The sequence below is a fragment of the Chitinophaga skermanii genome, from assembly GCF_003259335.1.
Classification (GTDB): domain Bacteria; phylum Bacteroidota; class Bacteroidia; order Chitinophagales; family Chitinophagaceae; genus Chitinophaga; species Chitinophaga skermanii.
Map to the genome: position 1 here is coordinate 202165 of NZ_QLLL01000001.1, position 25299 is coordinate 227463.

Below are 25299 nucleotides of genomic sequence, written 5' to 3' on the forward strand. Positions count from 1 at the left end.
TTCCATGCAAAACCAATAGGCCACTTGCAAGGTATAAGGATCGACGGTGCTTATAAAATATCTGTGTATAAAGTTTTGCTAAATCGTGTGCGTCAACAAGCCATCACGGAGCTTAGGCTCGAACCAGGTTGACTTTGGAGGCATTACATTACCACTGTCGCTGATGTCGAATAATTGTTGAATGGTTACCGGGTACAAGGCAAATGCTACTTGCATATCGCCACTGTCAACACGTTTAACCAATTCTTCCAAACCACGGATACCGCCTACAAAGTCGATACGCTTATCGGTACGAGGGTCTTTAATACCTAAAATATTGTCTAACACGTTGTTTTGCAAGATGGTAACGTCTAATACGCCAATAGGATCGGTGGTAAATGTACCTTCTTTTGCAACGAGGTGGTACCAAGTTTTATCTAAGTACATGCTGAACTCGTGCAACATGGCCGGCTTTTTAGGGGTATGACCAACTGCTTCTACTGTGAAAGTATAGTCGAGCTGTGATAAGAAGGCTTCTTTACTGAGGCCGTTCAAATCCTTTACGGTTCTGTTATAATCGAGAATGGCGAGTTGGCTGGCTGGGAAAATGGTGGTTAAGAACCAGTTAGCAGCTTCAGCGGGCTTACCATCTTTCACCAAAGCGGCGTGTACCAAGGCAGCAGAAGCTGCGCGGTGGTGGCCATCGGCGATATAGGTACAAGGTACTTTCTCTTCGAATAATTGGGTGATGTTATTCACAGTAGCTGCATCATTCACTACCCAAATGGTGTGAGAGATACCGTCTTCCGCCACGAAATCGTATTTCGGTGCATGGGCAGTTTGCCAATGATCGATAATGCTATTTACTTCAGGAACATCGTTATATGCCAGGAACACATTGCCGGTTTGTGCTTTCGTAGCCGTAATGTGGTTGATACGATCTTGTTCTTTTTCTGGGCGGGTGAATTCGTGTTTCTTGATGATGTTGTTGTTGTAATCTTCTACGGAAGACACGCAAACAAGGCCGGTTTGTGAGCGGCCATGCATCACTAATTTATAGATATAATAGCAAGCAGATGCCTCTTTGAAGAGGGTGCCGTTGTTAACGAGTGCTTGTAAGTTTTCTGCAGCTTTTGCGTACACGGCAGCACTGTGTACATCGGTTCCTTCGGGCAAATCGATTTCTGATTTAGAAACGTGGTAGAAGGAGTGCGGGTTGCCATTTGCTTCTACTTTTGCTTCTTCTGAAGAAAGTACATCGTAAGGGCGGGCGGCTACTTGAGCAGCCAGTTCTACTGTTGGTCGTAATGCCTCAAAGGGTTTAATACTTGCCATAATAAAAAATAATAGTGGTGAAATATGCCGTGTAAAAATAAGAAATGCCCTAGCCAATCAAAAGAAATACCAAAAATAAAAAAGCGCCTCTATGTTGTAGAGGCGCCAATTGTTATATCATACAGGGTTTAAGGAAGTGCGTTAGACTTTCTTCAAACTGAAGTATTTCATGGCTTCAACCATCACCTCTACACTTTCCATGGGCAATGCGTTATACAACGATGCACGGAAACCGCCTGAAAGTCTGTGTCCTTTAATACCTACTATATCTTCCTTCTTACAGAATTTCACGAACTCTTCTTCTAATTCTGGTTTGTCCATGATGAAACATACGTTCATTAAGCTTCTATCTTCCTTCGCAACTGTTCCACGGAACAATGGGTTGTGGTCGATTTCGTCGTAAAGTAACGCTGCTTTTTTCTCATTTAATTTCTCGATGCCGGCTAAGCCTCCTTGGCCTTTCAGCCAGCGAAGCGTAAGCATGGAAATGTAAATGGCAAATACGGGAGGGGTGTTTAACATAGAACCATTCTCGATATGTTGATTGTAATCGAGGATGGTAGGGATTTTACGAGAAACTTTTCCTAGCATGCTTTTGCGCACGGCTACCATGGTAGCACCTGCAGCACCCATGTTCTTTTGAACACCAGCATAAATCAATGAGAATTGATTGTAATCAAGTTGGCGACTCAAAATATCGCTACTCATATCAACCACCACAGGAACATCGGTTTGGGGGAACGAATGGTACTGTGTACCGTAAATGGTGTTGTTGCTAGTAAGATGCAAGTATTTCGCTTGGGGCGGAATTGTGTAATTCTTTGGAATGTAAGTGTAATTCGCATCTTTGGAACTAGCGATTACATCTACAAATCCGAAATTCTTGGTTTCTTTAATAGCTTTACTCGACCAAACGCCGGTGTCAATTATAGCAGCTGTTTCGCCACTATCGAGCAGGTTCATAGGGACTTGCATAAACTGAGTGCTGGCGCCGCCATGGAGGAACATTACCTCAAAGTCGTCGTCTAGCTGCATCAGCTCACGCGCAAGCGAGCGTGCTTCATCCATTACTGCCATAAAATACGGGGTGCGGTGCCCTATTTCAAGTATCGACATGCCGGTACCATCAAAGTCAATCAATGCTTTGCTGGCTTTGTATAGTACCTCGTTAGGCAATACAGAAGGACCCGCGTTAAAGTTGTGCACCTTCATTTTGCGATCTAGATTGAATTCGTTGTTTGCTTTTTCCACAGTTCTATGGTTTTTCTAAGGATGATCGGAAAAAATTGTTCAGCTGCAAAACTTGCTGATGATGGTGTAGGATTGGCTAAAAGAATGTGCGACAAAGATAATCGAATTGTTCAATAATTACTCATGCCCGCGCCCAAATATTTTACCTTTCCTCCAACTGTCATCCAGGGCCTGCATAGCGAGTTTCTCCTCCGTATTAAGTGTGTCTTTTACTTTGAAAGAAAGTGTTGGTTGACCGGCATTTATCCATGCTGTATACCAACAGCTCGCCACTGCAAATATAGAATTTCGCATTCTACGTTCCACCATATCGCCCATGCTTTTTGCATAAGCACGTACATACATATCGCTGTAACCCCTTACCAGCAAAGCGTTCCTGTAGGTAAACGAATATTTTACATCTGCAGAAAATTGCGCTGTTACCTTCTTTTCAAGCTGTAAAACACTGTCTGCTGCTAATGCACTTTCCATCACCACGCGCCATATAAATGCCCGTGTATCATGGATATACACGGCCTTCCCTAACCAAAAATCATATTCCATATCTGCTAATAACTCCGGTATACGCGACTCCCACAACGCATGAATCCCATGCTGGTTGCTGAATTGACCGTTATGGTTACTGCTCGCATGTAACGGTACATGGGCATCGCCGATGTAATGACCTAGTTCTGTGGCAGTTCGCAATATGTATGTAGCATCCGTACTATCAAAAGCCTTCGTTAATCGTGCCATCATTCTTTCGAAATGCCAAGGTAATATGCCATATCGTTGTAATGTGTCGGCAGAAAATTTCTCTACAGCCTTGTTGTAAATACGGGGTAAGCTATCGTAAGGGTAAGCACCATAGCGATCTATATCAATGTAATGCCGCGGGCCTTCTGCCGGTAGCAGGTATCTACGCTTATCGGGATCACAAGCATGGGCCACGATATACTCGATGTTGGGTTTAAAAAATGCCATCATCCCAGGTGGCAACATGTACACTGCCAAACGGTTAATTCGCTGGTGCGCAAAAAATCCCCAGCCATAAGCTAAGGGCATATCCATACATGTACAAGTAAGCACAGCCGCAGCAATGGCGGCCGCTTTGAAGAAACGGGTCAACATGTTAACAAACAATTAGATGGTAAAAAAAATCCCGCCTCTAAGAAGCGGGATCATAAATATAAATTATTTCTCGTTGTGCTGCGTATGTCCATGCCCATGTTCATCGTGGGTAAGGGTGGTTACACCACCCGACACGGCAAATTTCATGGCCTCGCCTGCTGAAATGTTCGTTAACTCGCGAACCCTGTCTTTCTTTACCATAAACACTTTGCCGGTAATGGCGTATGCATGCGGAACATATACAGCGATATATGTTTCATCTAATCCAAAGTGGGTTACATCATTTTGTGTAATGAAACCTAGCTCCCATGTATCTTGCCCATAAATGTTGGCCAATACAGGGTGGTCAAACTTTTTCTTCTCCCCTACAAACGCATCAAACACATCTTTCACAGAAGAATAGATGTACTTAATGAAAGGTGTTTTTTCCAAGAGGCGGTCGAACATATCGAAGATGCGACTTAATATGAAGTTGGAACTGAGGTATCCTACCACCACCACCAATACAAGCACCAACACGAATCCTACACCTTTGTACTTTAAAAAGGCAAATTGAGACCCCGATTCTATTAAATCACGTGGCAAAAGCCCATCGATAGTTGTAAATACCCAGTATAAAGTAAATACAGTAACCCCAATCGGTGCTAAAATCAATAAGCCCTGGAAGAAATACCGCAAAATGCGGGACAATAATACTTTGAGTCGTAGTTTCGGCGACATGGTCTTCTGAATAAGTTATATAAATGCGGTTACAAAATGCGCTGATTAAACTTAGGCTAACAGTTAGATGTGCTACAACATTGCTTTTCAGCGAGTTTTGATTGTAAGCACAGGGCAAAAATACTTATTATTACCCGGATTCTATATCCCCCCTAAAAAACCTAAAAAAAATATAATGGAAACTTTTGTAGTTTAAAAAGTTTCCATAGTTTTGTGTCGTCAAAGCATATCAAACCAAAACATGGAGATACAAGAACGAATTTTAGACACCGCTTTTATGCTGTTCCGGCAGTACGGTACTCGGTCTATCACCATGGATGACATTGCAATGCGTATGGGCATTTCCAAGAAAACCCTCTACGCCCATTTCGAAGATAAGGACGACCTTGTTTTTCATGCGATTACCCGTTATTTGGATGTGATGAAGGAACAATGTGAAGATGGTCGCGCCCAATCGAAAGATGCACTGGAAGAGATGTTTTTGGTAATGAAGATGCTCGACGATAAGCTTCGGAATATGAACCCTGTGGCCCTCCTCGATTTGCAGAAATTCCATGCAAAGGCTTATCAAAAGTTTGAAGAACATAAAGACGTATTTCTCGTCGATACAATAAAGAAAAACCTAGTCCGCGGTATTACAGAAGGATTTTACAGGGAAGACATTGATATAGAGATTATGGCGCATTTCAGAACGGCATCTTGCTTAATGTGTTTTCGCCCCGATATCTTAAACCTCCAAGGTTATGATATGGGCCGAGTGCAGCGCGTACTACTAGAACATTTCTTGTTTGGATTGGCTACTCAAAAAGGCTATAAACAAATAGAAAAATACAAGCAAAAATTACCATAATATAAACCCGCACTTATGCAACTAAATCGGAAGCTCATGCTCTTGATAGGGATCGTGATGCTCTTTTTCGCGAATGTTAATGCACAAGTCAGCAACAACGCGCCAGCTAATGCTGCGCCCGTGCAGCTCTCTGTGCAAGATGCTATCAACTATGCTTTATCGAACCAGGCCGATATTAAAACTGCTAAAATTGATGAATTAATCCAATTAGCTAAAAATAAAGAAGTAAGCGGATTAGCATTACCCAATATCAGTGCAAATGGACAGTTCCAAGATAACCCAGTTATCCAAAAACAATTGATCGATGCTTCCAACTTCGATCCTAGCATTCCGAAAGGCACGCTCGTACCTATTGCATTCGGACTAAAATATAACATGGCCGGCCAAGTGGTGATGAACCAAACCCTCTTCGATCCTAGTGTACTCGTGGCTTTACAAGCACGCAAGGCATTGGAAGATATGGTGAAGAAAAATGTAACCAAAACAGAGGTAGATGTTAAGTCAAATGTATACCAAGCCTACTACAGCGTATTGGTAACAGAAAAGGCCGTAAACATCTTCACCGAAAATATTGCCCGATTAGAGAAATCATTATACGAAACTGAACAGTTTTATAAAAACGGTTTAGTAGAGAAGTTAGATGTCGACAGGTTACGCGTTCAATTAACGAACCTTAAAACCCAAGTCATCGGGCTACAAAATACATTAGTGGTGAACCGCGCCATGCTCAATTTCAGCATTGGTATGCCTATCTATAACCCCGTTGTTTTAACGGATACACTTAGTATGCAAGCGGTGAAAGCACAAGTAGAAGATACTTCCAATTTCAACTACCAAGCACGCCCCGATTACGCGTATTTAGAATCCACTAAAAGCGTACTTGAATACGATCTTAAACGCTACAAATTAAAAGGCTTACCAACATTAAGCTTGAACGTAGCTGGCGGCGCTTCCCGTGCTTCTAACAATTTCGATTATTTTCAATCGCAAATGTGGTACGGTTACATGTACTATGGCGTAAATCTGAATGTACCCATTTTCACAGGCTTCCAACGTAAACGACAAGTAGACCAAGCTGCCTTGGCAATTGAGAAAACAGATGTGAATATGGAGAAGCTTAGGCTGGCAATCGACTTGGAACAAACCCAAGCCGGCAGCACTTTCGCTTCCAATGTGAAAGCACTCAATGCGCAAGAAGATAACATGCAACTAGCTACTGATGTGTATGAAACTACTATCACAAAGTACCGTGAAGGGGTTGGTTCCAGCACAGAAATGATTACTGCTGAAACAGGTTTATTAACAGCGCAAAACAACTATTTCGACGCGCTGTATAAAGCGATCGTTGCAAAAATTGCTTACTTAAAAGCTTACGGAAAACTCTAAACAACATTCTACTACAACTACAATCAGTACTCTATATGAACAAAGGATATTACTTATTGCCCGTTCTTGCAATCACGGTAGCCGCTTGCGGCGGTGGTGGAGAAAACCAACGCGCAAAAGATTCAACTAAATTAGTATCCCTCAAAAAAGAAGTAGCCGAGCTAGAAGCTAAGCTCAAACTGGGCGACACGGCTAAAGTAGAAAAACAAAAAAATATCACAGTAGCTACTGTTAATGATACTACGTTTAATCACTACATCGATGTACAAGGTAGCGTTGATGCTCGCGAAAACGTAAACGTTTCTACTCGTTCGCAAGGCGGCGTTATCACGGCTATCTTCGTGAAAGAAGGGCAACATGTTAGTCAAGGTCAAACTTTAGCTCAAGTAGATGATCGCTTGGCACAAGCTAGCATCGCGGAATTGAAAACACGCTTGCAACTTGCCGAAATCACTTATAAGAAACAAGCTAACTTGTGGGAGCAAAAAATTGGTAGCGAAATCCAATACCTCAATGCTAAAAACGGTTACGAAGCTTTACAAAAAAGCTTAGCTGTAGCGCAAGAACAAAGTGCTAGCAATAAAATTATCTCCCCTATTAACGGTACTGTAGATGCTGTGATCGCTAAAGTGGGCGACGTAGCTGCTCCTGGTCAACCTTCGTTCCGCGTAGTAAATAGCAATAACCTAAAAGTAGTGGCCAATATCGCCGAATCTTTCGCTGCTAAAGTAAGAACCGGCGATCCAGTGGTTATCTCATTCCCAGATATCAACAAAGAAATCAATACCCGCATCGGCTTCGCTGCACAGTTAATCGACCCAATTAGCCGCACAATTAAAGTAGAAGTGCCTTTGCCTGCTGATAGAGATTTGCGCCCGAATATGATCGCGCAAATCAAAATCGTTGACTATACCGCTAAAAATGCGATTGTAGTACCCGTAAACGTTATCCAATACTCTTTGGGTAAACCATATGTTATGGTGGTGAAAAACGAAGGTGGTAAGCAAGTAGCTAAGCGCGCAATGATCGAAATGGGTAGAACATATAATGATTTGGCAGAGGTGAAATCGGGTTTGACTGCTGGCGACCAAATCGTTACTACCGGCTACCAAGGCTTAAATGAGAACGACTTTGTGAAGTTGTAATCATATCCTAGCCAACAAAACACGAAAATATTTGACAATTGCAAACGCAATGCTATGAAAGATTCGAATAAAGAATTTAAACCCACCAGTTGGAGTATCGATAATAAAGTGAGCATCTACGTGGCCACTATTATTATCGCGCTCGCCGGTATTATATCATACATGAAATTACCCAAGGAGCAATTCCCTGAAGTAATTTTCCCGCAATTCATTATCAGCTCCTACTACGAAGGTACTTCGCCGGAAGATATTGAAACGCTCATCACCAAACCCATTGAGAAAAAACTCAATGCCATCAGCGGGGTGAAAAAGTTAAAGAGTAATTCTATCCAAGATTACTCGATGATTACGATCGAATTCAATGCCAACGAAGATATTGAAGCCGCTCGCCAACAAGTACGCGAAAAGGTAGATGAAGCAAAGCAAGATCTACCCAACGATATGAAGGTGGCGCCACAGATCATTAAGATCGATGTGTCGCAAATTCCTATCATGAACGTGAACTTATCGGGTGACTTCGATTTGCAAACATTGAAGAAGTATGCCGATGAAATGCAAGACCGCATCGAAACACTGAACGAAATTACCCGCGTAGATATCGTTGGTGCTTTAGATCGCGAAATTCAAATCAACCTCGACAAATACAAAATGGACGCGGCGCGCATCAGTTTCGATGATGTAGCCATGGCTGTTAATGCGGAGAATAAAACGATCTCCGGTGGTTTGGTATCGGTAGATGGTCAAAAGAGAACCTTGTCTATCAAAGGTGAGTATAAAGACCCTACGAAGATCCAAAACATGGTTATCCGTGGTAGCTCCGGCGCTACAGTGTATTTGAAAGATATTGCCGAAGTAAAAGACGGCTTCAAAGAACAAGAAAGCTACGCACGTTTGGGTGGTAAAAACGTTATCACGCTCAACGTTATCAAGCAAAGTGGTCAGAACTTGATCGATGCTTCCGATAAAATCCGCGCAATCACGGAAGATATGAAGGAAAACTACTTACCAAAGTCTTTGGAAGTAACTATCACAGCCGACCAGTCGAACTCTACCCGTGTTACCTTGCACGATTTGATCAACACGATCATCATCGGTTTCATATTGGTAACCTTGATTTTGATGTTCTTCATGGGTGCCGTAAACGCCGTGTTCGTAGCATTAAGTGTGCCTATCTCGATGTTCATCGCCTTCATTATTATGCCAATGTATGGCTTCACGTTGAACATGATGGTATTGTTCTCGTTCTTGCTGGCATTGGGTATCGTGGTGGATGATGCGATCGTGGTAATTGAAAACGTACACAGGATTTTCTACGAGCGAAAAGACTTAGGTATTGTAAAAGCGGCGAAAATGGCTGCGGGCGAGGTATTCTTGCCGGTATTGTCGGGTACCTTAACGGTATTGGCGCCATTCGTACCACTTTTATTCTGGCCGGGTATTATCGGTAAATTCATGTTCTTCTTACCGGTAACCTTAATCACTACTTTGATTGCTTCCCTCTTCGTAGCATATATCATGAACCCTGTATTTGCAGTAGATTTCATGGATAGGCACGAAGGAGAAAATCACCCGAAACCAACTTGGAACAAACGCATGTGGATTATGACAGGTGTGTTTGCTTTCATCGCGCTGATGGGCTATTCAAATAGTGTAGGGGTAGGTAATTTCGTGGTGTTTATTTACGCATTAATTATTGCTGAACGCTTCTGGTTAGGCGGTGTGGCACGTAAGTTCCAACACAACTTCTGGCCTAAAGTACAGAACGCATACAAGAACATACTTACTTGGTGTTTGAAAAGATGGCGCCCAGTATTGATCTTGATTGCCACCTTTGGTTTGTTGATTTTCAGTATCGTATTAACAGGTATTCGTCAACCCAAAGTAGTGTTCTTCCCGCAAGCAGATCCGAACTTTATTTATGCTTACTTGGAGTTACCGATTGGTACCGATCAAAAATATACAGATTCCATTACGCATGTAATCGAAGACCGTATTACGAAAGTAGTCGGTAAAAACAACCCAATTGTAGAATCCATTATCTCTAACGTGGCCGTAGGTGCCGGCGATCCGAATGAAATGGACCAGTCGGTACAAACCCATAAAGGTAAAGTAACCGTGTCCTTCGTGGAATTCGGTAAACGTAATGGTCAGTCTACTGTAGAATATCTCGATAAAATCCGCGAATCTGTAAAAGGTATCCCGGGTGCCGATATCACGGTAGAACAAGAACAAGGTGGCCCTCCAACAGGTAAAGCTATCAACATCGAAATCTCTGGTGATGAATTTGATGAACTTGCCGGTACTTCCGATAAATTAAAACGCTACCTCGATTCATTACAAATCGGTGGTGTGGAAGAATTGAAAAGCGATTTCAAGAGCAATAAACCTGAAATTATTGTTAATATCGACCGTGAGCGTGCGAACCGTGAAGGTATTTCAACACAAACCATCGGTAACGCTTTAAGAACAGCATTACTTGGTGCCGAAGTATCGAAATTCCGTGATCCAGATGATGATTACCCAATTATGGTACGCCTCAAAGAAGATCAACGTAATAACATCAATACGCTCATGAACTTGAACATTACGTACCGCGACATGAACATGGGTGGTGTAATTAGGCAAGTACCATTAGCTGCCGTAGCAGACATTCGATATTCGAATACGTACGCAGGTATTAAACGTATCGATCAAAAACGCGTCGTAACCTTGGCATCAAACGTACTATCGGGCTATAATGCCAACGAAGTAGTACAACAAATCAACGAAGCTGTAGCTGCCTTCCCGAAACCGGCTTCTGTGCAAGTGAAAATGACCGGTGAACAAGAAGACCAGGCAGAAACGATGAACTTCTTAATGATGGCAGCATTAGGTGCCTTTGGTTTGATTTTGATGATTATGGTGGTACAGTTCAACTCCATCGGTAAACCCATGATCATCTTCATGGAAATCCTCTTCTCGATCATCGGTGTGTTCTTAGGCTTCGCAATATTTAAAATGGATATTTCCATCGTAATGACGGGCGTAGGTATTATGGCATTAGCCGGTATCGTAGTAAGGAATGGTATCGTATTGGTAGAATTTACCGACTTACTTGTACAACAAGGCGTGCCTGTATACGAAGCCGTAATTGAAGCAGGTAAAACCCGTATGACACCGGTATTATTAACCGCGATCGCAGCGATCTTAGGTTTGATTCCGTTGGCGGTAGGGTTGAATATCGACTTTGCTACTTTGTTCTCACACGGTAACCCGCATATCTACTTCGGTGGTGATAACGTGGCGTTCTGGGGACCATTAGCATGGACGATGGTATTCGGTTTGATTTTCGCAACCTTCCTTACCCTGATTTTGGTACCGGTGATGTATGCAATGAACAAACGTTCAATAGATGTACTCGACCAATACGGATGGCCGCGAGCATTTAAATACGTGCCTTTCCTTGTAGTGATATTGAAATTGTTCTTATCGAGGAAGAAAGTCGCGGAATTACACGACGAAAATTATATTTCACCTAAACCATATAACTTCTTCCCAACAGGCGAAGAGCCCCACGAAGAAGTTAATCATTAAAAGATCTGTGATGCTGGATGCCTGTGGGCCACTAGTCAAATTAGAAGAAATGCAAGATGAACTAAGTGTAAACTGGTTGTAATGTTAGTAAAATACAGCACAATAAGAATACAGGAGTAAGCAGGCATTCCACATCATTCATTCGAAAAGGATTGATTATTCAATATAAAGAAACAACAGTGTAACAGTTGTAGGTTAAAAGATCGCCGTCACGATATCCATCGAGACGGCTTTTTTTATGCATAAGGTATAAAATGGGTATCCCAGGTACGTTTTCATCGCAGTTTATAATATCTTCTAATGGTAGTTTAATGTTCTTTCAATGGTAAAACCGCGTTGTTGCTATATGGAGATATATTTCACATATACCTGGGATATATATAGCATGTTTTTCGCCATATTTTGGCAATGTGGGCAATGGTTTTTTCAAGTGCTCGGCATTTTAACTGAAATGGTTACTTGAATTACAACGCTTTAACAAGCTTGCACGCCTAGTAACTGTTGAACATGATTTACTAATCGAGTGATTTCCAACTGTTTTCTGATTGTGCATCGACATGCTACCGACAGTTCTCCCACTCTCTACCGACTCTCCACCGACATTTCACCGACACATACCCAGTGTTTCTAAGGATTTAGTAAGCCCTTTACCGACAGTTTGTCGACATTTTGGGGTGTTTTCCCAGTGTTTCCAGGGGTTCAGTAAGCCTTTTGTCGACATTTTTCTGCTATAACCCTTGATTTTGCTCGATTTTCTTACTGTTGTTACCAGCGCAGTGATGGCAAAAACCGGCATTTTCCGGCATAAAGCGGCACAAACCGGCACAAAGCGGCATAATCCGGCATATTCCGGTCAAAACCGGCATAAAGCGGCACAATCCGGCACGGCATTTTTTTTCTTCGATGTGGGTACGTAATTTTGTTGTTAGAAAGGGTAACAGAAGGTAGCTAAATCATTTATAAGCCCTATAGTGGCTGTTTTTTAGGATTGATAGTAAGGTAAATAGGTGGAAAAAGTAAGCAAGTAGCAATAATGGAAGGGGTAAAACAGGGAAAGCCAATTTTAAATTTTTACCAGTTATACAATTGTTCTTGCAGAATTGGAAATTAGTTCAGAATTTGGAGGTCGAAAACCCAGGGAATCTGTTTTTTAGAAGATATCGTTGTTCAACCAGGATACCATCTCCAAATGGATATTGTTTTTATGTAACTTGCTGATATAAAGCAAACTCTTATGCCACAGAACCATGAAATAGACTACCGCATTTACGGCGAAGAAATGCAGGTGGTTGAGATCGAATTAGACCCACAAGAAACAGTGATTGCTGAAAGTGGTAGTTTTATGATGATGAACCAGGAGATCCAAATGAGCACCTTATTTGGCGATGGTTCAGGAGCCAGCCAAGGCTTTTTTGGAAAACTGATGTCGGCCGGCAAACGTCTTCTCACCGGTGAAAGTCTTTTTATTACAGCATTTACCAATATGGGACATGGCAAAAAATGTGTAAGTTTTGCCGCGCCTTACCCGGGTAGAATTATCCCCATGGATTTGAATTTAATGGGTGGTAAGATTATTTGCCAGAAAGATGCATTTTTATGTGCAGCGAAAGGCGTAACGGTAGGGATCGAGTTCCAACGTAAGCTGGGTACAGGTATCTTTGGTGGTGAAGGTTTTATTATGCAGAAATTGGAAGGTGATGGCTTAGCCTTTGTACATGCCGGTGGTATGGTAATTGAGAAAGAGCTGATGCCTGGTGAAGTGTTGAAAATTGATACCGGTTGCGTGGTAGCTTACACGCAGAACGTAGATTTTGATATTGAATTTATAAGAGGCATTAAGAATATGGTATTTGGCGGGGAAGGATTATTCTTTGCCGTGTTAAGAGGTCCGGGTAAAGTGTGGATTCAATCGTTGCCAATCAGCCGTTTAGCGAGCCGTATTGTGGCAATGAGTGGTCCTGGTGGTAGAAAAGAGGAAGGCAGTATTTTGGGCGGATTAGGTAATTTATTGGATGGAGATTGATGAAAAAAATTCTTTCAAAGAAAGGAATATAATCTTATCTTTATTAAACCGGTAAACCGACGATGAAAAACAGAGGTCAAACCCCGTTATGTAATTACTTTATATTATCAGCGTTTAGTCAGAGACAATAGAGAGAAAAATCAATCCATAATTAAAAGATAGAGATAAGGACCAACCAACGTGGCTTATCGAGCAGCCGAAACACTATGTATTCATTTGAAGCAACCTTGTCGTTTGCACAGCAAGAGGACGGGAAAGACGAGTTAAGCAAGTTTAAGCAGGAGTTTTATTTCCCACAGCGTAATGGAAAAGACGCCATTTATTTTTGTGGCAATTCTTTAGGATTACAGCCTAAAACAGTAGAAGCTGCAATAGCACAAGAATTGAGAGATTGGCAGGATTGTGCTGTAGAAGGTTATTGGAAAGCGAAAAACCCGTGGTTATTCTACCAAACATCCATGAGGCCAGTATTGGCAGAGATAATGGGTGCGAAGGAAATGGAAATCTCGGTGATGAATACACTTACGGTGAACTTACATTTTATGATGTTAAGTTTCTACCGGCCAACAAAAACAAGGTACAAGGTGTTAATGGAAGCAGGGGCCTTTCCGAGCGACCAATACGCTGTAGAAACCCAGGTTAGGCACCATGGATTTGACCCAAACACCGCAATTATAGAAATAAGTCCTAGGCCAGGCGAGCATTTGCTGCGAACCGAGGATATTTTGCAAATAATTAACGAACATAATGAATCAATTGCTGTAATATTGCTGGGAGGCATAAATTACTATACCGGCCAGTTATACGATATAGCAACCATTACGGCAGCAGCCCATAAAGTAGGCGCTATGGCAGGTTTCGATCTTGCCCATGTAGCCGGGAACGTACCGATGGAATTGCATAAATGGAATGTTGATTTTGCAGTTTGGTGTTCTTATAAATATTTAAATGGAGGCCCAGGCGCTGTAGGTGGCGCTTATGTTAACGAGAAACATGCAGCCGACAGGGAGTATCCCCGTTTAGGAGGCTGGTGGGGAAATGAAGAAAGTACCCGCTTTAAAATGGAAAAAGGATTTATACCAAAAGCAGCCGCAGAAGGATGGCAAATGAGTACAGCCCAAGTTTTTAATATGGTATCCCTAAAAGCATCGCTGGAACTATTTAAAGCTGCCGGTATTCAAAAGTTGAAAGAAAAAAGTGTCCGGTTAACCAACTACCTGGAGTTTCTTCTACAACAAGTGAAAGGAATAAATTTTGAAATAATTACACCTAAAAATTGTAATGAACGAGGCGCTCAATTATCTTTGCTCTTCAACGAGGCTGGTAAAGAAATTCACCAACAACTAACAGACGCAGGTATAATTGTCGATTGGCGGGAACCCGGTGTAATCAGGGTTGCTCCAACGCCTATGTATAATTCATATGAAGATGTTTTTCATTTTTATGAAATCATCGCAAATATTGCTTCAAAACGCTTAATTAAGTAAGATGAACTTTGAGAGAAACGAACGCCCCCGAAAGTACTCTTCTCCTGACTTCAACAGAGAACAACAAGAACCCAACAAAGACCGGGATGGCGGTTTTAACAGAAAATCCGAATTCGACAAAGATCAAGACCGCGGTTTTAACCGTGATCGTGACGGCGGCGACAGAGGCTACAACCGTGGCGACAGAGATGGCGGTGGTGGCGGATATAGCCGTGACTCAAATGGCGGATTTAGACAAGGTGGCGGCGGATACGGCCGTGACCGAGATAATGGTGGTGGCTACGGCGACAGAGGTGGCTATGGCCGCGACAGAGATGGCGGCGGTGGCTACGGCGGCGGTGGACGCGATCGCGATGGCGGCGGATACAACCGCGGCGGTGGTTACGGAGATCGTGACTACAACCGAGGTGGTGGCGACCGTGATGGCGGCGGCGGATACAACCGTGGCGGCGGTGGAGGCGGCTACAACCGAGGCGACAGAGACGGTGGCGGAGGCTACGGTCGTGATCGCGACGGTGGTGGCGGTGGCTACAATCGCGGCGGTGGCGGCGGCTACAATCGTGGTGGCGACAGAGACGGCGGCGGCGGTTACAACCGTGGCGGCGGTGGTGGTTACAACCGCGGTGGCGGTGGTGGCGGCTACAACCGTGGCGGTGGCGGCGGCGGTCAAAGACGTCCTAGCGGTGGTGGTTTCAGAAATACACGCCCTCCTAGACCAGAAAACAAAATCTACTTTATTGCCCTCTTGCCAACTGCTGAAGTAGGTAAAGAGATCATTAAAATAAAGCAAGAATTTGCAGAAGCATACGGTCCAATGTATGCTTTGAAAGTTCTTCCACACATTACTTTGCAAGTACCTTTCACAGCTGATCCTAGCTTAGAAAGAGCTTTCTGTGATGAGTTGACTGAATTCGCGAAAACGCAAGCACCATTCGAAGTAGGCTTAAATGGCTACGGCACCTTCCCGAATAAACAAAACCGCGTTTTGTTTATCAACGTAGAGAAGAGTGAAGAAATGAGCGCTATGCACCGCCAATTAATCAACTTCTTACGTAAAGAATTTGGCTTCAGTACTATGTTAGCCCGTACAGGCTTTACTCCGCACGTTACCGTTGCGTTTAAAGACTTGGAAGATGCTCAATTCGAAAAAGCATGGCCAGAGTACGAAAACAAAGAGTACAAAGCTTCTTTCAAAGTAAGCAACCTTTACTTCCTCCGCCACAACGGCAAATCTTGGGAAGTATTACAAAAATGTAAATTAGGCGGCGGTACGACTACACCTACACCTCCACAAGAGTAATCGTATTCCACTTTACATGATATTATCATCAATGCCTCGGTAGCAATACCGGGGCTTTGGTGTTTGTAGGGAGAATGTTTGAACATACCAACTAACTGGCAAATACAATCCCGCCTTGCTAGAAATAGTACTAAAAAGAAGGTATAGAAAAAAACATAGGCCATATGTTAACCTATATTCTACACATAGCATCACGAAGGAAGGTGAATTGATAAAACCGTATATAACACAAGTATAAAAAGAGGAAGGGTAAACAACCAAGCGTCAACTATTCCCTTAAAACAACACCTTATACCCACCATAAGGAAACATCCCCATTTGGTAAGCTGTATGCTGCTCGCGTTCATAATAGTAATACACATTTCCAAACTCGTTCCGGGTATTCAATAAATTATCGATGGCGATAAAGAAATGGTGACTCACATGTGGGCGATTCAAACGGTAGCTTACTTTAATATCAACGCGAGAATAATCCTTGTAACGATGTTCATAAAACCCATCATCCTTAATCACTAATTCGTTCTTTGCCCGCGATGCTTCCACATCAATCGGTAAGTCTCGCCTATTGCCCGATTGCAAAATGCGAAGATCCACGCTTAATGCGTTTTTCTTCTTGTAGCCAAGAGGATATTCCCAGCCACCGGCAAGGTTAACAATGTAATTGCCATTGTACAAAGTATTGTACCACTTCCCATTAGGTGCTAAGTAATGCGCATTGTATAAGCTAGTGGTGAAAAGGAAGTAGGTATTTTTATGTAAGAATTTCTCTATGGTAAATTCAATCCCGTAGTTCTCCCCTTTCCCTTTATTCACAAGCGTATCGGGTACATACTCGTTATACCCTGCCCCATCGTTTAATGCAGAATAGAAGCCCGGGCTAGCAGAAATAGGAATGTTAAAATGCTGTTGGAAATAAGTCTCCGTTTTAAAACGCCAGTACTTCGAGAAGGAATAATCATAGCCTACAACGTAGTGATTGCTGGCCGAGAATTTCAAATCCCGGTTGGCTGGTGTATACACTTGCGATTCCTTGTTGTAATTGCGGTTAATATACATGTACACCGGCTGCGCTTGGTGATGTAAGCCATATCCCAGTTTCAACTTGCTCCTAGTATTAAAAGCATACTCCGCCGAAAAGCGCGGATCGAGACCCTGTGTACGGTTATAAAACAGTTGTTGATAATGTAAGCCCGTGTTAAAAGTAAGCTTTGGAATGGGCTTATATTGCCAATGTACAAAACCTTGCAATAAATTCACCATCGCCAGCTGGTCGATATTCAACGAGTACAAAGGGATGTTCTTATCCTGCAAATTACGCAGGTAATAATTGTAAGATTTCCTACTGAAAGTAATACCCGATTTAACCAAGTTCTTTTGATCTGCTTTATGTGTTAGCTGGTACGACATGGTAAGGCCCTTTTCCTTGAAGTCGCCTACATATTCTCGTAACGTTTCTTTACCAGGTTGATTAATATCGCGGGTAGAAGTAATGGCACTCGTGCTGAAGGAAGTTATTACTTGGCCATATGTTTTCGGGGAATAATAATGTTCATAACGCATTCCCAACACACCTACATCACTGCGGAAGAAACCGTACGTTTTCACCAAGGGGTGGCTCAATTGACTCATATCTTTCTCTTCGTCTTCAAACAATACCTTGCTCTTTCCTCCCATACCAAACACAACAAATTTATCGTTGAACTTGCCAGGAAAGTTGAGCTTAAATGTAATATCATTGAACCTAGGTACACCGTCTACTGTAAGATCCACACCAAACTTCTTAATAAAGTCAAAGTTCAACATACGGGCACCTATTAAGTAAGAGCTCCCCTGTGCTTTATCTAATGGTCCTTCTGCATTAAATTCTATCCCGCTTAGGCCTATTTGCCCATTAAATTCATGCTTTAAATTATTCCCAGTACGCAACCGGATATCAAAAGCCGACGATATTTTATTGCCATATTCGGCCGGCATGGCACTCGTAATAAAATCCGAATTGGCGATGAGGTTATTGTTAAGTACGCTAAATACACCCCCGCTGGTATTGATGTACGTGTAATGGTTAGGATTAGGAATATCCACACCTTCCAATCGCCACAACATCCCGAACGAGTTATTACCCCGTACAATAATGTCGTTGTTTAAATCATTCATATTGGTAACGCCCGCGTAGTTAGAAGCCATACGGCTAGGGTCGCTACGGGTACCGGCAAAACGGTTGGCCTCTTCAACCGATAACATCCTGGCGCTAACGATGGCTAGGGGGTTAATGGTTTTGTCTTTTTCTACCTGTGTTCCCCTAATCATGAATTCTTTCGCTGTAATCACATCTTCTTCCAGGCTTACATTCAGCATGGTTTGCTTTCCGGCCATGAACAATACTGCTGGCAGGGTAACCGGTTTGTAGCCTATACATCGCACGGTAATGTCTTGCCTGCCCAGCGGGATATTATTCAGTTTGAATTGCCCTTCCCCGTTTGAAACAGTACCAATGTTGGGTTGGGATTGAAGGAAGATGGTAACCCCGGGAATGGGGGTGCGCATGTTTTTATCGGTTACTACGCCTACAATGGCTTGTGTATAAGCTTCGGTTTTGACGAGTAATATTTGCGACGACACTTCTTTCCAGGTAACGTCGGTGCTAGAGAAAAGTCGACCCAGGACTACTTGCAACGATTCTTCACGGGCGCGCAAATTCACTACCTTTTTTAAAGGAATGTTTTGCGAGATGTAGGAGAATGGTATTTGATAACGTTGTTGTATATCAATTAATACTGATTCCAAGGAGCTGTTGGCATAATCCACAGTTACCTTTCTACTAAGCATTGTTTGCGCTTGGATAGCAATACTAAAAGAACACATCCACACTACCAGCCATGAAAAGAATGCGCGTAGCCTCATGGGGTTGTTGAGTGTAAAAATTTATCGATGGCTGATGATGTATTTACCGTTTTCGAATTTCCATTGTGTGCCGGTAGTGATGGTAATCACTTCCAATACTTCTGGAACTTTCATTTGCGTTGTGAAAAGGCCGTTATAGTCCGTTTTCAAAATCTCCGCATCACTTACTTCTATATCGATCCCGAATGTTTTTTCAACATCGTTAATCACTTTGCTGAATGGATCTTTATGGTAAGTAAAGCGCATTTCTCTCCATTGTGTAAACACAGGTGCATCAATGGGTTGAGTAGTGATGGTTTCGTCGAGTTGAAGAATACCTTTATGGCCGGCTGTTAATACTACTTTGTTGTTGGCATTTGTTTCGGCCATGAAGGCTACTTTTCCGCTTGTTACAGCTATTTCTACCGGTTGTGGATGGTAAGCTTTAATGTTGAAGCTGGTACCCAATACTTCTGTGCGGGAGCGGCCGGCGGTTACAGCAAACGGTTTCGTATCATTTTGCGCTACATCGAAGAAGGCTTCGCCGGTGAGTTGGATGTTGCGTTTAGCGGTATTGAAATCGTTGTTGTATGCCAAGGAGCTGTTTTCATTCAAATGCACGGTGGTGCCATCTGCCAATTGCAGGGTTTTCTTTTCCCCGTTGGCAGTACGAATGGTGGTGCTAGCCACTTCTACAGCACTAGGTTTGAAGTGGTTGTAGATAAGCGGGGTAGCGATTAAAATTGGTAAGGCAATGGCCGCCACGCGCAACCAGGTACGTTTGTTATTGGCCTTGTGCACTACTTTTAATTCGTTGGGCCTTTCTTGTGCCTGTAGTTTGGATTGGAACTTCATCCAGTTGTCGCTAACATCTGGTTCGGGCGCCCATTGGGTACGGCCGGTGAGGCCCCACACTTCTTGGATGGATTGGTAATAAGAAAGATGGGTGGCGTCGGCGGCAATCCATTCCGATAGAGCTGCCTGTTCCGCTTGGGTAAGCGTGCCATCCAGCTTGCGGGCTATTAGAGCGTCTATGTTATCGAGATTGTCGAGCATATGAACTATGTATGAATTGTAGGTACTGTTATGAATAAATAATAATGGGTGGTAATCTTTGCTAACTAGTTAAGTAATCTTTTAAAGAAACCCGTAGCTTCTTGAGTGCCGTGATCATTTGATTTTCGACCGTTTTCACGGAAATATTCAAGGTACTGGCGATTTCTTTATAGGATAATTCTTCGTATCGACTTAGTATAAATATCTCCCTGCACTTTTCCGGAAGTTGTCCTATGGCGGCTTCTATTTGCGCAGAAGTTTCGCGTAGGTTGCCGGATATGGGTGCAGCGGGCAGTTGTTCTTCTAAGGGTGAGAGCTCAGTATGGGCTCCTTGCCGTTTCTTTTTATCGATGTGATCGAGTGCCATATTGATCGCTGCTTTTTGCACATATGCTTTGAAGAAAACATCTCCAAGCGAGTGGCGTCTATTCCAGATTTTTATAAACACGTCTTGTGCAAGATCTTCTGCCATGGGCATATCTTGAACAAACCTGTAAATTGTTTTACAAGCGAGGGGAAAAAATTCTTTGAATAGAGCAGCCATAAATTGGCTCTCATCCTTCCGCAGCAAAGCGTGAAAATGTTCATTACTCGGCGACATATCATAAAGATACTCATTCGCTTTGCTTGTAGCGGGTTGGGGTTGTGGTGACAGTATTCCGCTTTCTTTCATGGTTCCTAAATCTTGTTAATCTTTCCCGAGCCCGTGACTTGTGTTTTTACGATTTCGGGGTTGCCTTTGTACGTAACGTTTCCGCTTCCTAGAATCTTAATGTCAATCTCATCTTTTACACTCACACGTTGGTTCCCGGAACCGTTGATCGTGATGTTTGCTATGCGGGTGTTCAAACCCAATCCGTCTATATTACCACTTCCGTTTACAGTAGCACGGTAACGGTCGGCATCTCCTTCGAACCGGAGGTTCCCGCTACCATTAACGCTGGCATTTACTTGCAAAGATGCCATTTTTAATGATGCTGATCCCGATCCGTTTAGATCCATGCTAAACGCATTATTCGTGATCGTATTGTCTGTGTACATATCGCCTGAACCGCTTAACACAACGGAATTGTAGTTACGGCTCTCCAAATAAATATGGATAGGGCTCTTCCTGCGGAAGTAAATACCCGGCTGCACACGTATACGTAAGGTTTGATTACTTACATATGTTTCAATATACCGAATCAAGTTGTCGTCGGCTTCAATTTTAAGGGGTACATCGTCGCCCTGCTTAAGATGAAGAATAAAATCCCCATCCATCGTAATGTCGCGGAAGATGTTTACAGGCCTCTGCTCGGTAATCACCCGCCCCGAACCTACCACATTTTCCTTCACACATCCGCTTAAAATCAATCCGAAAATGACTAATAAGCTGATAACCAAGCTAGTTACAAGGCCAGTGTACGTGATAAAGACCGTTTTGGAAATGGATGTTTTCATGTACAGTTGTTTTATAATGGCGTTTCAACCCGTGGTTGATAACTATAAGACGGGAAATGGGGGCCTTACCCCTATAAACTACATGAAAATGTAGGTGAAGGAAGGAGAATGAGTAAATAGTGCCATAAAAGAGATCGTAGAAAAGGGAGGCACAATTTGTAGAATGTGGGCAACAATACTGTGTAATTAATTTCACATATAATTATCTGCCTATGAAAGGATAAAAATTGATATGTCAAATATTGATGTAAAAGAAAAAGCCGGCCATACAGATGTATGGAACCGGCTTTGCTTTAATTAACCCCTATGAAAACTAACGTTTGTTATTGTGCTAATTTGATTTCGCCAAGATCAGTTGCTTTACCGTCTTCAACTTTTACGTCGTTGATAGTCGCATCTTTATAAGGTTCTTTGGCGTCGATTACTACAGTGTAAGTGCCTGGTTTAGCATTTTGGAAGCTAAATGAGCCACCGCTAACTGCAGTTTTTAATGTATCTGTTGCTGAAACGGCCCAAGCCTCTGTTGCAGCGTCTCCTGGCGTGATTTTACCGCCTATTGAACCGCCTTCAATTGCTTTAAAAGCGAACGTACCGATGGCTACTGCAGCCAATGCTAACATGCTAACTCTAATCCTTTTCATAGCATACAAAATTTAAATGGTTTTAAAATAAAGATTGGTTAAGTAAAAATTCTATTTCATGTTGATGATTATCTCTAAAATCAATTCTTCATTTATCACTTATTCATGCGCCTCGTCGTGGTAGAATTTTCCAAACACCATGCCAAAGAAGCCAATTAAATCTTGTATTTGCCTTTTAACATTTCTTTGTGATTTAGTAATTTAGACATTCGTATATGCGTAAACGTTAGTAATATTATGTTTGTGTCATGATAGGAATCCTAATCATTAAGTAGTACTTATTATCACCTCTCAATTACCTACAGTTATAAGCTATAATTTAATACTATAACCCGCCACCATTACGGTAAAAAATACCATTACTGCCGCCCGGCGGAGATTAATTCCGGATTCGACTTGTTGCATGCTCTTAAGTCTACTAACTTTGTGTGGTTATATCATAAATGTATCATTAAGGACTTAAATGCCGGAATTATCTCGCCGAATCCCTAATTTTACAAATCTTATATTATAAATAGTTAATTCGATGCCCAATACAACGATTCAACAACTGGAAGATGTAGTCATCAAATTCGCCGGCGACAGCGGCGACGGTATGCAATTGACGGGTAGCCAGTTTTCAAATAATACAGCCCTGGTGGGTAACGACCTTAGCACTTTCCCGGATTTCCCTGCGGAAATCCGCGCTCCACAAGGTACTTTGGCTGGTGTGAGTGGATTCCAATTACACTTCTCCTCTAACCGCATATTTACCCCCGGCGATGCTTGCGACGTACTCGTAGCCATGAATGCCGCGGCGTTAAAAGCCAACCTGAAAGGCCTGAAAAAGGGCGGTATCATCATCGCTAACTCCGATGGGTTCGACTCTAAGAACTTGCGTTTAGCTAACTACCCCGACGGCGTAAATCCATTGGAAGACGGTTCATTAGCCAATTATCAATTACATACAATCGACGTTACCAAGCTTACCCGTGAAGCTTTGAAAGAAGCCACTACGCTTGGTATGAAAGAAAAAGACCGTGCGAAAAACATGTTCGTACTAGGTTTTATCTATTGGTTGTACGACCGCGATATGGCGAGCACCATTACCTTCTTAACGGATAAATTCGGCAAAAAGCCAGATATCCTCGATTCGAACTTGAAGGTTTTACAAGCCGGCTATAACTACGGCGATACGGTAGAAGCCTTTGCTACGCGTTATAAAGTAGAAAAAGCACGTATGGAGCCGGGTACTTATAGAAGTATTACCGGTAACACGGCATTGGCTTACGGTTTGATTGCCGCGTCGCAAAAGGCAAATTTGCCTTTGTTCCTCGGTACTTATCCAATTACACCTGCTTCCGATATCTTGCATGAATTGTCGAGGTATAAGAATTTCGGTGTTCGTACTTTCCAAGCTGAAGACGAAATTGCAGGTATTGCATCTGCTATTGGTGCTTCTTACGGTGGCCACATGGGGGTAACTACCACCTCTGGTCCTGGTATGGCCTTGAAAGGCGAAGCAATGGGCTTGGCAGTGATGTTGGAAATCCCGTTGATTATCGTAAATATCCAACGTGGTGGTCCTTCTACTGGTTTGCCTACCAAAACAGAACAATCCGATTTACTCCAAGCATACTACGGTAGAAATGGTGAGTGCCCTATGCCGATTATCGCGGCAGCAACGCCTTCCGACTGTTTTGAGGGTGTATACGAGGCTTCCCGCATCTCTTTGCAACATATGACCCCCGTTATCTTCTTAAGCGACGGTTATATTGCGAATGGTGCAGAACCTTGGCGTTTCCCTCAAAGTGCCGATTTAGCACCTATTTCCGTGCAATTTAAGGCAGGTTTGGAGGAAGGAGAAGACACTTACTTCCCTTACCAACGCGACGAGAACTTAGTGCGTCCTTGGGCTATTCCAGGTACCCCGGGCCTCGAGCACCGTATTGGTGGCTTGGAAAAGCAAAATATCACGGGTAACGTTAGCTATGATCCCGAGAACCACGAAGTAATGGTGAAAATTAGGCAAGAGAAAGTAGATCGAATTGCCGACCATATTCCTTTACAGAAAGTAGAAATCGGCCCAGAAAAAGGTAAAGTACTTGTATTGGGTTGGGGTTCTACGTTCGGCTCTATTAAGTCGGCTGTATTGGATTTATTAGCGGAAGGTCATTCTGTAGCGCATGTTCACTTGCGTCATATCCGTCCTTTCCCTAAAAACTTGGCGGAAATTCTCCACAGTTACGAACACGTATTGATTCCAGAGATCAACAATGGCCAGTTAATCAAAATCATCCGTGAGCAATTCCTCATCGATGCAAAAGGCTATAATAAGATCATGGGTGTACCTATTACAAAAGGTGAATTGGTAACGAAGATCAAGGAGATTTTAGCACAATAATTTTCCGAATACAAATATTTAAATCCTGCTCATTTATTTGGGCAGGATTTTTTTTGTAACTTAACATACAATACTTCGCCATTTTAGACATAGAAACCCATATTGTATGAGATTTTTGTTTCGTGTATTCGTGAACGTTAGTATCCTACTAACATTTGCATTGGGAACCTTTGCACAACTATACAAATACCAAGTTACTTCCAATAACAAGGTGATCGGTAGTGTGGAAGCCCACCAGAAAGGCAACGGGTCGTTGCGACATATTATTATTAAAAGTCGTTTGCAGTTGAAGCTGATTGGGAATGTGAATACGGATATTGAAGCAGAATTCAAAAACAATCACTTGCTCAGCGCCTCTTCTACCCGCTTAACTAATAAAGAGGAAGAAAAGAATAAGAATAAAACTACCACGCAATTGGTCGATAAAAACTACCAAATTGTGCACGATGGTAAAAAGTCCGAGTTGAAACAAGCTATCCAATTTGTAGTGGGCGATTTGTATTTCACTGAGCCGAAAGACATAAAGTCTGTATACAGCGAAACACAAGGTCAAATGCTCGACATTCGAGCGTTGAACGATGGGCAATATGAACTAATTATGCCGGATGGTAAGAAGAATGTGTACACTTATGCGAAGGGTAAGCTAATAGAGGTGGAAGTAAACCACGTATTAGGAAAAGTGTATTTTAAATTGATAGATAGTTGATTGATATATCAAGTAAGTTGTTAGGGACCTTCTT

General features: G+C 42.6%; 19 protein-coding genes. 10 read left to right on the forward strand and 9 right to left on the reverse strand.

Annotation, left to right across the window (positions count from 1 at the left end):
- Positions 1-78: 78 nt before the first annotated feature.
- The 4 genes from LX64_RS00900 to LX64_RS00915 form a co-directional block, all read right to left on the reverse strand.
- Complete coding sequence (locus LX64_RS00900) at positions 79-1314, reverse strand: DUF1015 domain-containing protein (RefSeq protein WP_111595721.1); 1236 nt, start codon at positions 1312-1314, stop codon at positions 79-81.
- 141 nt (positions 1315-1455) lie between these two features.
- On the reverse strand, positions 1456-2565 hold the full coding sequence (serC, locus tag LX64_RS00905; RefSeq protein WP_245952508.1) for a 3-phosphoserine/phosphohydroxythreonine transaminase: 1110 nt from the start codon (positions 2563-2565) through the stop codon (positions 1456-1458).
- A gap of 117 nt (positions 2566-2682) precedes the next feature.
- Positions 2683-3675: a zinc dependent phospholipase C family protein gene (locus tag LX64_RS00910; protein ID WP_245952509.1), complete on the reverse strand. Its 993-nt coding sequence runs from the start codon at positions 3673-3675 to the stop codon at positions 2683-2685.
- 63 nt (positions 3676-3738) lie between these two features.
- A complete protein-coding gene (locus LX64_RS00915) occupies positions 3739-4395 on the reverse strand; it encodes a DUF502 domain-containing protein (protein WP_111595722.1) in 657 nt (218 codons plus the stop codon).
- A 241-nt stretch (positions 4396-4636) separates the two neighbouring features.
- Here LX64_RS00915 and LX64_RS00920 point away from each other — a divergent pair, with 241 nt between their 5' ends.
- The 8 genes from LX64_RS00920 to LX64_RS26250 all read left to right on the forward strand — a co-directional run bounded on the left by LX64_RS00920 (position 4637) and on the right by LX64_RS26250 (position 16159).
- Positions 4637-5245, forward strand: a complete 609-nt coding sequence (locus LX64_RS00920) for a TetR/AcrR family transcriptional regulator (RefSeq protein WP_111595723.1) — start codon at positions 4637-4639, stop codon at positions 5243-5245.
- Between the two features lie 15 nt (positions 5246-5260).
- On the forward strand, positions 5261-6631 hold the full coding sequence (locus LX64_RS00925) for a TolC family protein (protein WP_111595724.1): 1371 nt from the start codon (positions 5261-5263) through the stop codon (positions 6629-6631).
- 35 nt (positions 6632-6666) lie between these two features.
- Positions 6667-7776 carry an efflux RND transporter periplasmic adaptor subunit gene (locus LX64_RS00930; protein WP_111595725.1) on the forward strand — a complete coding sequence of 370 codons (1110 nt, stop codon included), beginning with the start codon at positions 6667-6669 and terminating at the stop codon, positions 7774-7776.
- Positions 7777-7830: 54 nt separating this feature from the next.
- On the forward strand, positions 7831-11349 hold the full coding sequence (locus LX64_RS00935; RefSeq protein WP_111595726.1) for an efflux RND transporter permease subunit: 3519 nt from the start codon (positions 7831-7833) through the stop codon (positions 11347-11349).
- Positions 11350-12092: 743 nt separating this feature from the next.
- Positions 12093-12266: a hypothetical protein gene (locus LX64_RS25905; RefSeq protein WP_158538493.1), complete on the forward strand. Its 174-nt coding sequence runs from the start codon at positions 12093-12095 to the stop codon at positions 12264-12266.
- A 317-nt stretch (positions 12267-12583) separates the two neighbouring features.
- Complete coding sequence (locus LX64_RS00940) at positions 12584-13372, forward strand: TIGR00266 family protein (RefSeq protein ID WP_111595727.1); 789 nt, start codon at positions 12584-12586, stop codon at positions 13370-13372.
- 206 nt (positions 13373-13578) lie between these two features.
- On the forward strand, positions 13579-14859 hold the full coding sequence (gene kynU / locus LX64_RS00945) for a kynureninase (protein ID WP_111595728.1): 1281 nt from the start codon (positions 13579-13581) through the stop codon (positions 14857-14859).
- Position 14860: 1 nt separating this feature from the next.
- Complete coding sequence (locus LX64_RS26250; protein ID WP_245952510.1) at positions 14861-16159, forward strand: 2'-5' RNA ligase family protein; 1299 nt, start codon at positions 14861-14863, stop codon at positions 16157-16159.
- 276 nt (positions 16160-16435) lie between these two features.
- Here the strand turns inward: LX64_RS26250 and LX64_RS00955 are convergent, their stop codons facing one another.
- From LX64_RS00955 to LX64_RS00975, 5 genes are all read right to left on the reverse strand, one after another.
- A complete protein-coding gene (locus LX64_RS00955) occupies positions 16436-19060 on the reverse strand; it encodes a TonB-dependent receptor (RefSeq protein ID WP_111595729.1) in 2625 nt (874 codons plus the stop codon).
- A gap of 21 nt (positions 19061-19081) precedes the next feature.
- On the reverse strand, positions 19082-20095 hold the full coding sequence (locus LX64_RS00960; RefSeq protein WP_111595730.1) for a FecR family protein: 1014 nt from the start codon (positions 20093-20095) through the stop codon (positions 19082-19084).
- A 61-nt stretch (positions 20096-20156) separates the two neighbouring features.
- Entirely contained in the window at positions 20157-20768 is a 612-nt protein-coding gene (locus LX64_RS00965) for an RNA polymerase sigma factor (RefSeq protein WP_111595731.1), read from the reverse strand.
- A gap of 5 nt (positions 20769-20773) precedes the next feature.
- Complete coding sequence (locus tag LX64_RS00970; protein ID WP_111595732.1) at positions 20774-21535, reverse strand: head GIN domain-containing protein; 762 nt, start codon at positions 21533-21535, stop codon at positions 20774-20776.
- A gap of 323 nt (positions 21536-21858) precedes the next feature.
- Positions 21859-22176, reverse strand: coding sequence for a carboxypeptidase-like regulatory domain-containing protein (locus LX64_RS00975; RefSeq protein WP_111595733.1), 318 nt, complete (start codon positions 22174-22176; stop codon positions 21859-21861).
- Between the two features lie 526 nt (positions 22177-22702).
- Here LX64_RS00975 and LX64_RS00980 point away from each other — a divergent pair.
- Positions 22703-24559 (forward strand): 2-oxoacid:acceptor oxidoreductase subunit alpha, encoded by a 1857-nt coding sequence (locus LX64_RS00980; protein WP_111595734.1) that lies wholly within the window; start codon positions 22703-22705, stop codon positions 24557-24559.
- A gap of 106 nt (positions 24560-24665) precedes the next feature.
- Positions 24666-25265 (forward strand): DUF6134 family protein, encoded by a 600-nt coding sequence (locus LX64_RS00985; protein WP_111595735.1) that lies wholly within the window; start codon positions 24666-24668, stop codon positions 25263-25265.
- The last annotated feature ends 34 nt before the right edge of the window (positions 25266-25299 follow it).

Coding starts and splice junctions, on each gene's coding strand:
- LX64_RS00900 (WP_111595721.1), bottom strand. CDS start 1,314: ATGGCAAGTATTAAACCCTTTGAGGCATTACGACCAACAGTAGAACTG.
- LX64_RS00910 (WP_245952509.1), bottom strand. CDS start 3,675: ATGTTGACCCGTTTCTTCAAAGCGGCCGCCATTGCTGCGGCTGTGCTT.
- LX64_RS00915 (WP_111595722.1), bottom strand. CDS start 4,395: ATGTCGCCGAAACTACGACTCAAAGTATTATTGTCCCGCATTTTGCGG.
- LX64_RS00920 (WP_111595723.1), top strand. CDS start 4,637: ATGGAGATACAAGAACGAATTTTAGACACCGCTTTTATGCTGTTCCGG.
- LX64_RS00925 (WP_111595724.1), top strand. CDS start 5,261: ATGCAACTAAATCGGAAGCTCATGCTCTTGATAGGGATCGTGATGCTC.
- LX64_RS00930 (WP_111595725.1), top strand. CDS start 6,667: ATGAACAAAGGATATTACTTATTGCCCGTTCTTGCAATCACGGTAGCC.
- LX64_RS00935 (WP_111595726.1), top strand. CDS start 7,831: ATGAAAGATTCGAATAAAGAATTTAAACCCACCAGTTGGAGTATCGAT.
- LX64_RS00940 (WP_111595727.1), top strand. CDS start 12,584: ATGCCACAGAACCATGAAATAGACTACCGCATTTACGGCGAAGAAATG.
- kynU (WP_111595728.1), top strand. CDS start 13,579: ATGTATTCATTTGAAGCAACCTTGTCGTTTGCACAGCAAGAGGACGGG.
- LX64_RS26250 (WP_245952510.1), top strand. CDS start 14,861: ATGAACTTTGAGAGAAACGAACGCCCCCGAAAGTACTCTTCTCCTGAC.
- LX64_RS00955 (WP_111595729.1), bottom strand. CDS start 19,060: ATGAGGCTACGCGCATTCTTTTCATGGCTGGTAGTGTGGATGTGTTCT.
- LX64_RS00960 (WP_111595730.1), bottom strand. CDS start 20,095: ATGCTCGACAATCTCGATAACATAGACGCTCTAATAGCCCGCAAGCTG.
- LX64_RS00965 (WP_111595731.1), bottom strand. CDS start 20,768: ATGAAAGAAAGCGGAATACTGTCACCACAACCCCAACCCGCTACAAGC.
- LX64_RS00970 (WP_111595732.1), bottom strand. CDS start 21,535: ATGAAAACATCCATTTCCAAAACGGTCTTTATCACGTACACTGGCCTT.
- LX64_RS00975 (WP_111595733.1), bottom strand. CDS start 22,176: ATGAAAAGGATTAGAGTTAGCATGTTAGCATTGGCTGCAGTAGCCATC.
- LX64_RS00980 (WP_111595734.1), top strand. CDS start 22,703: ATGCCCAATACAACGATTCAACAACTGGAAGATGTAGTCATCAAATTC.
- LX64_RS00985 (WP_111595735.1), top strand. CDS start 24,666: ATGAGATTTTTGTTTCGTGTATTCGTGAACGTTAGTATCCTACTAACA.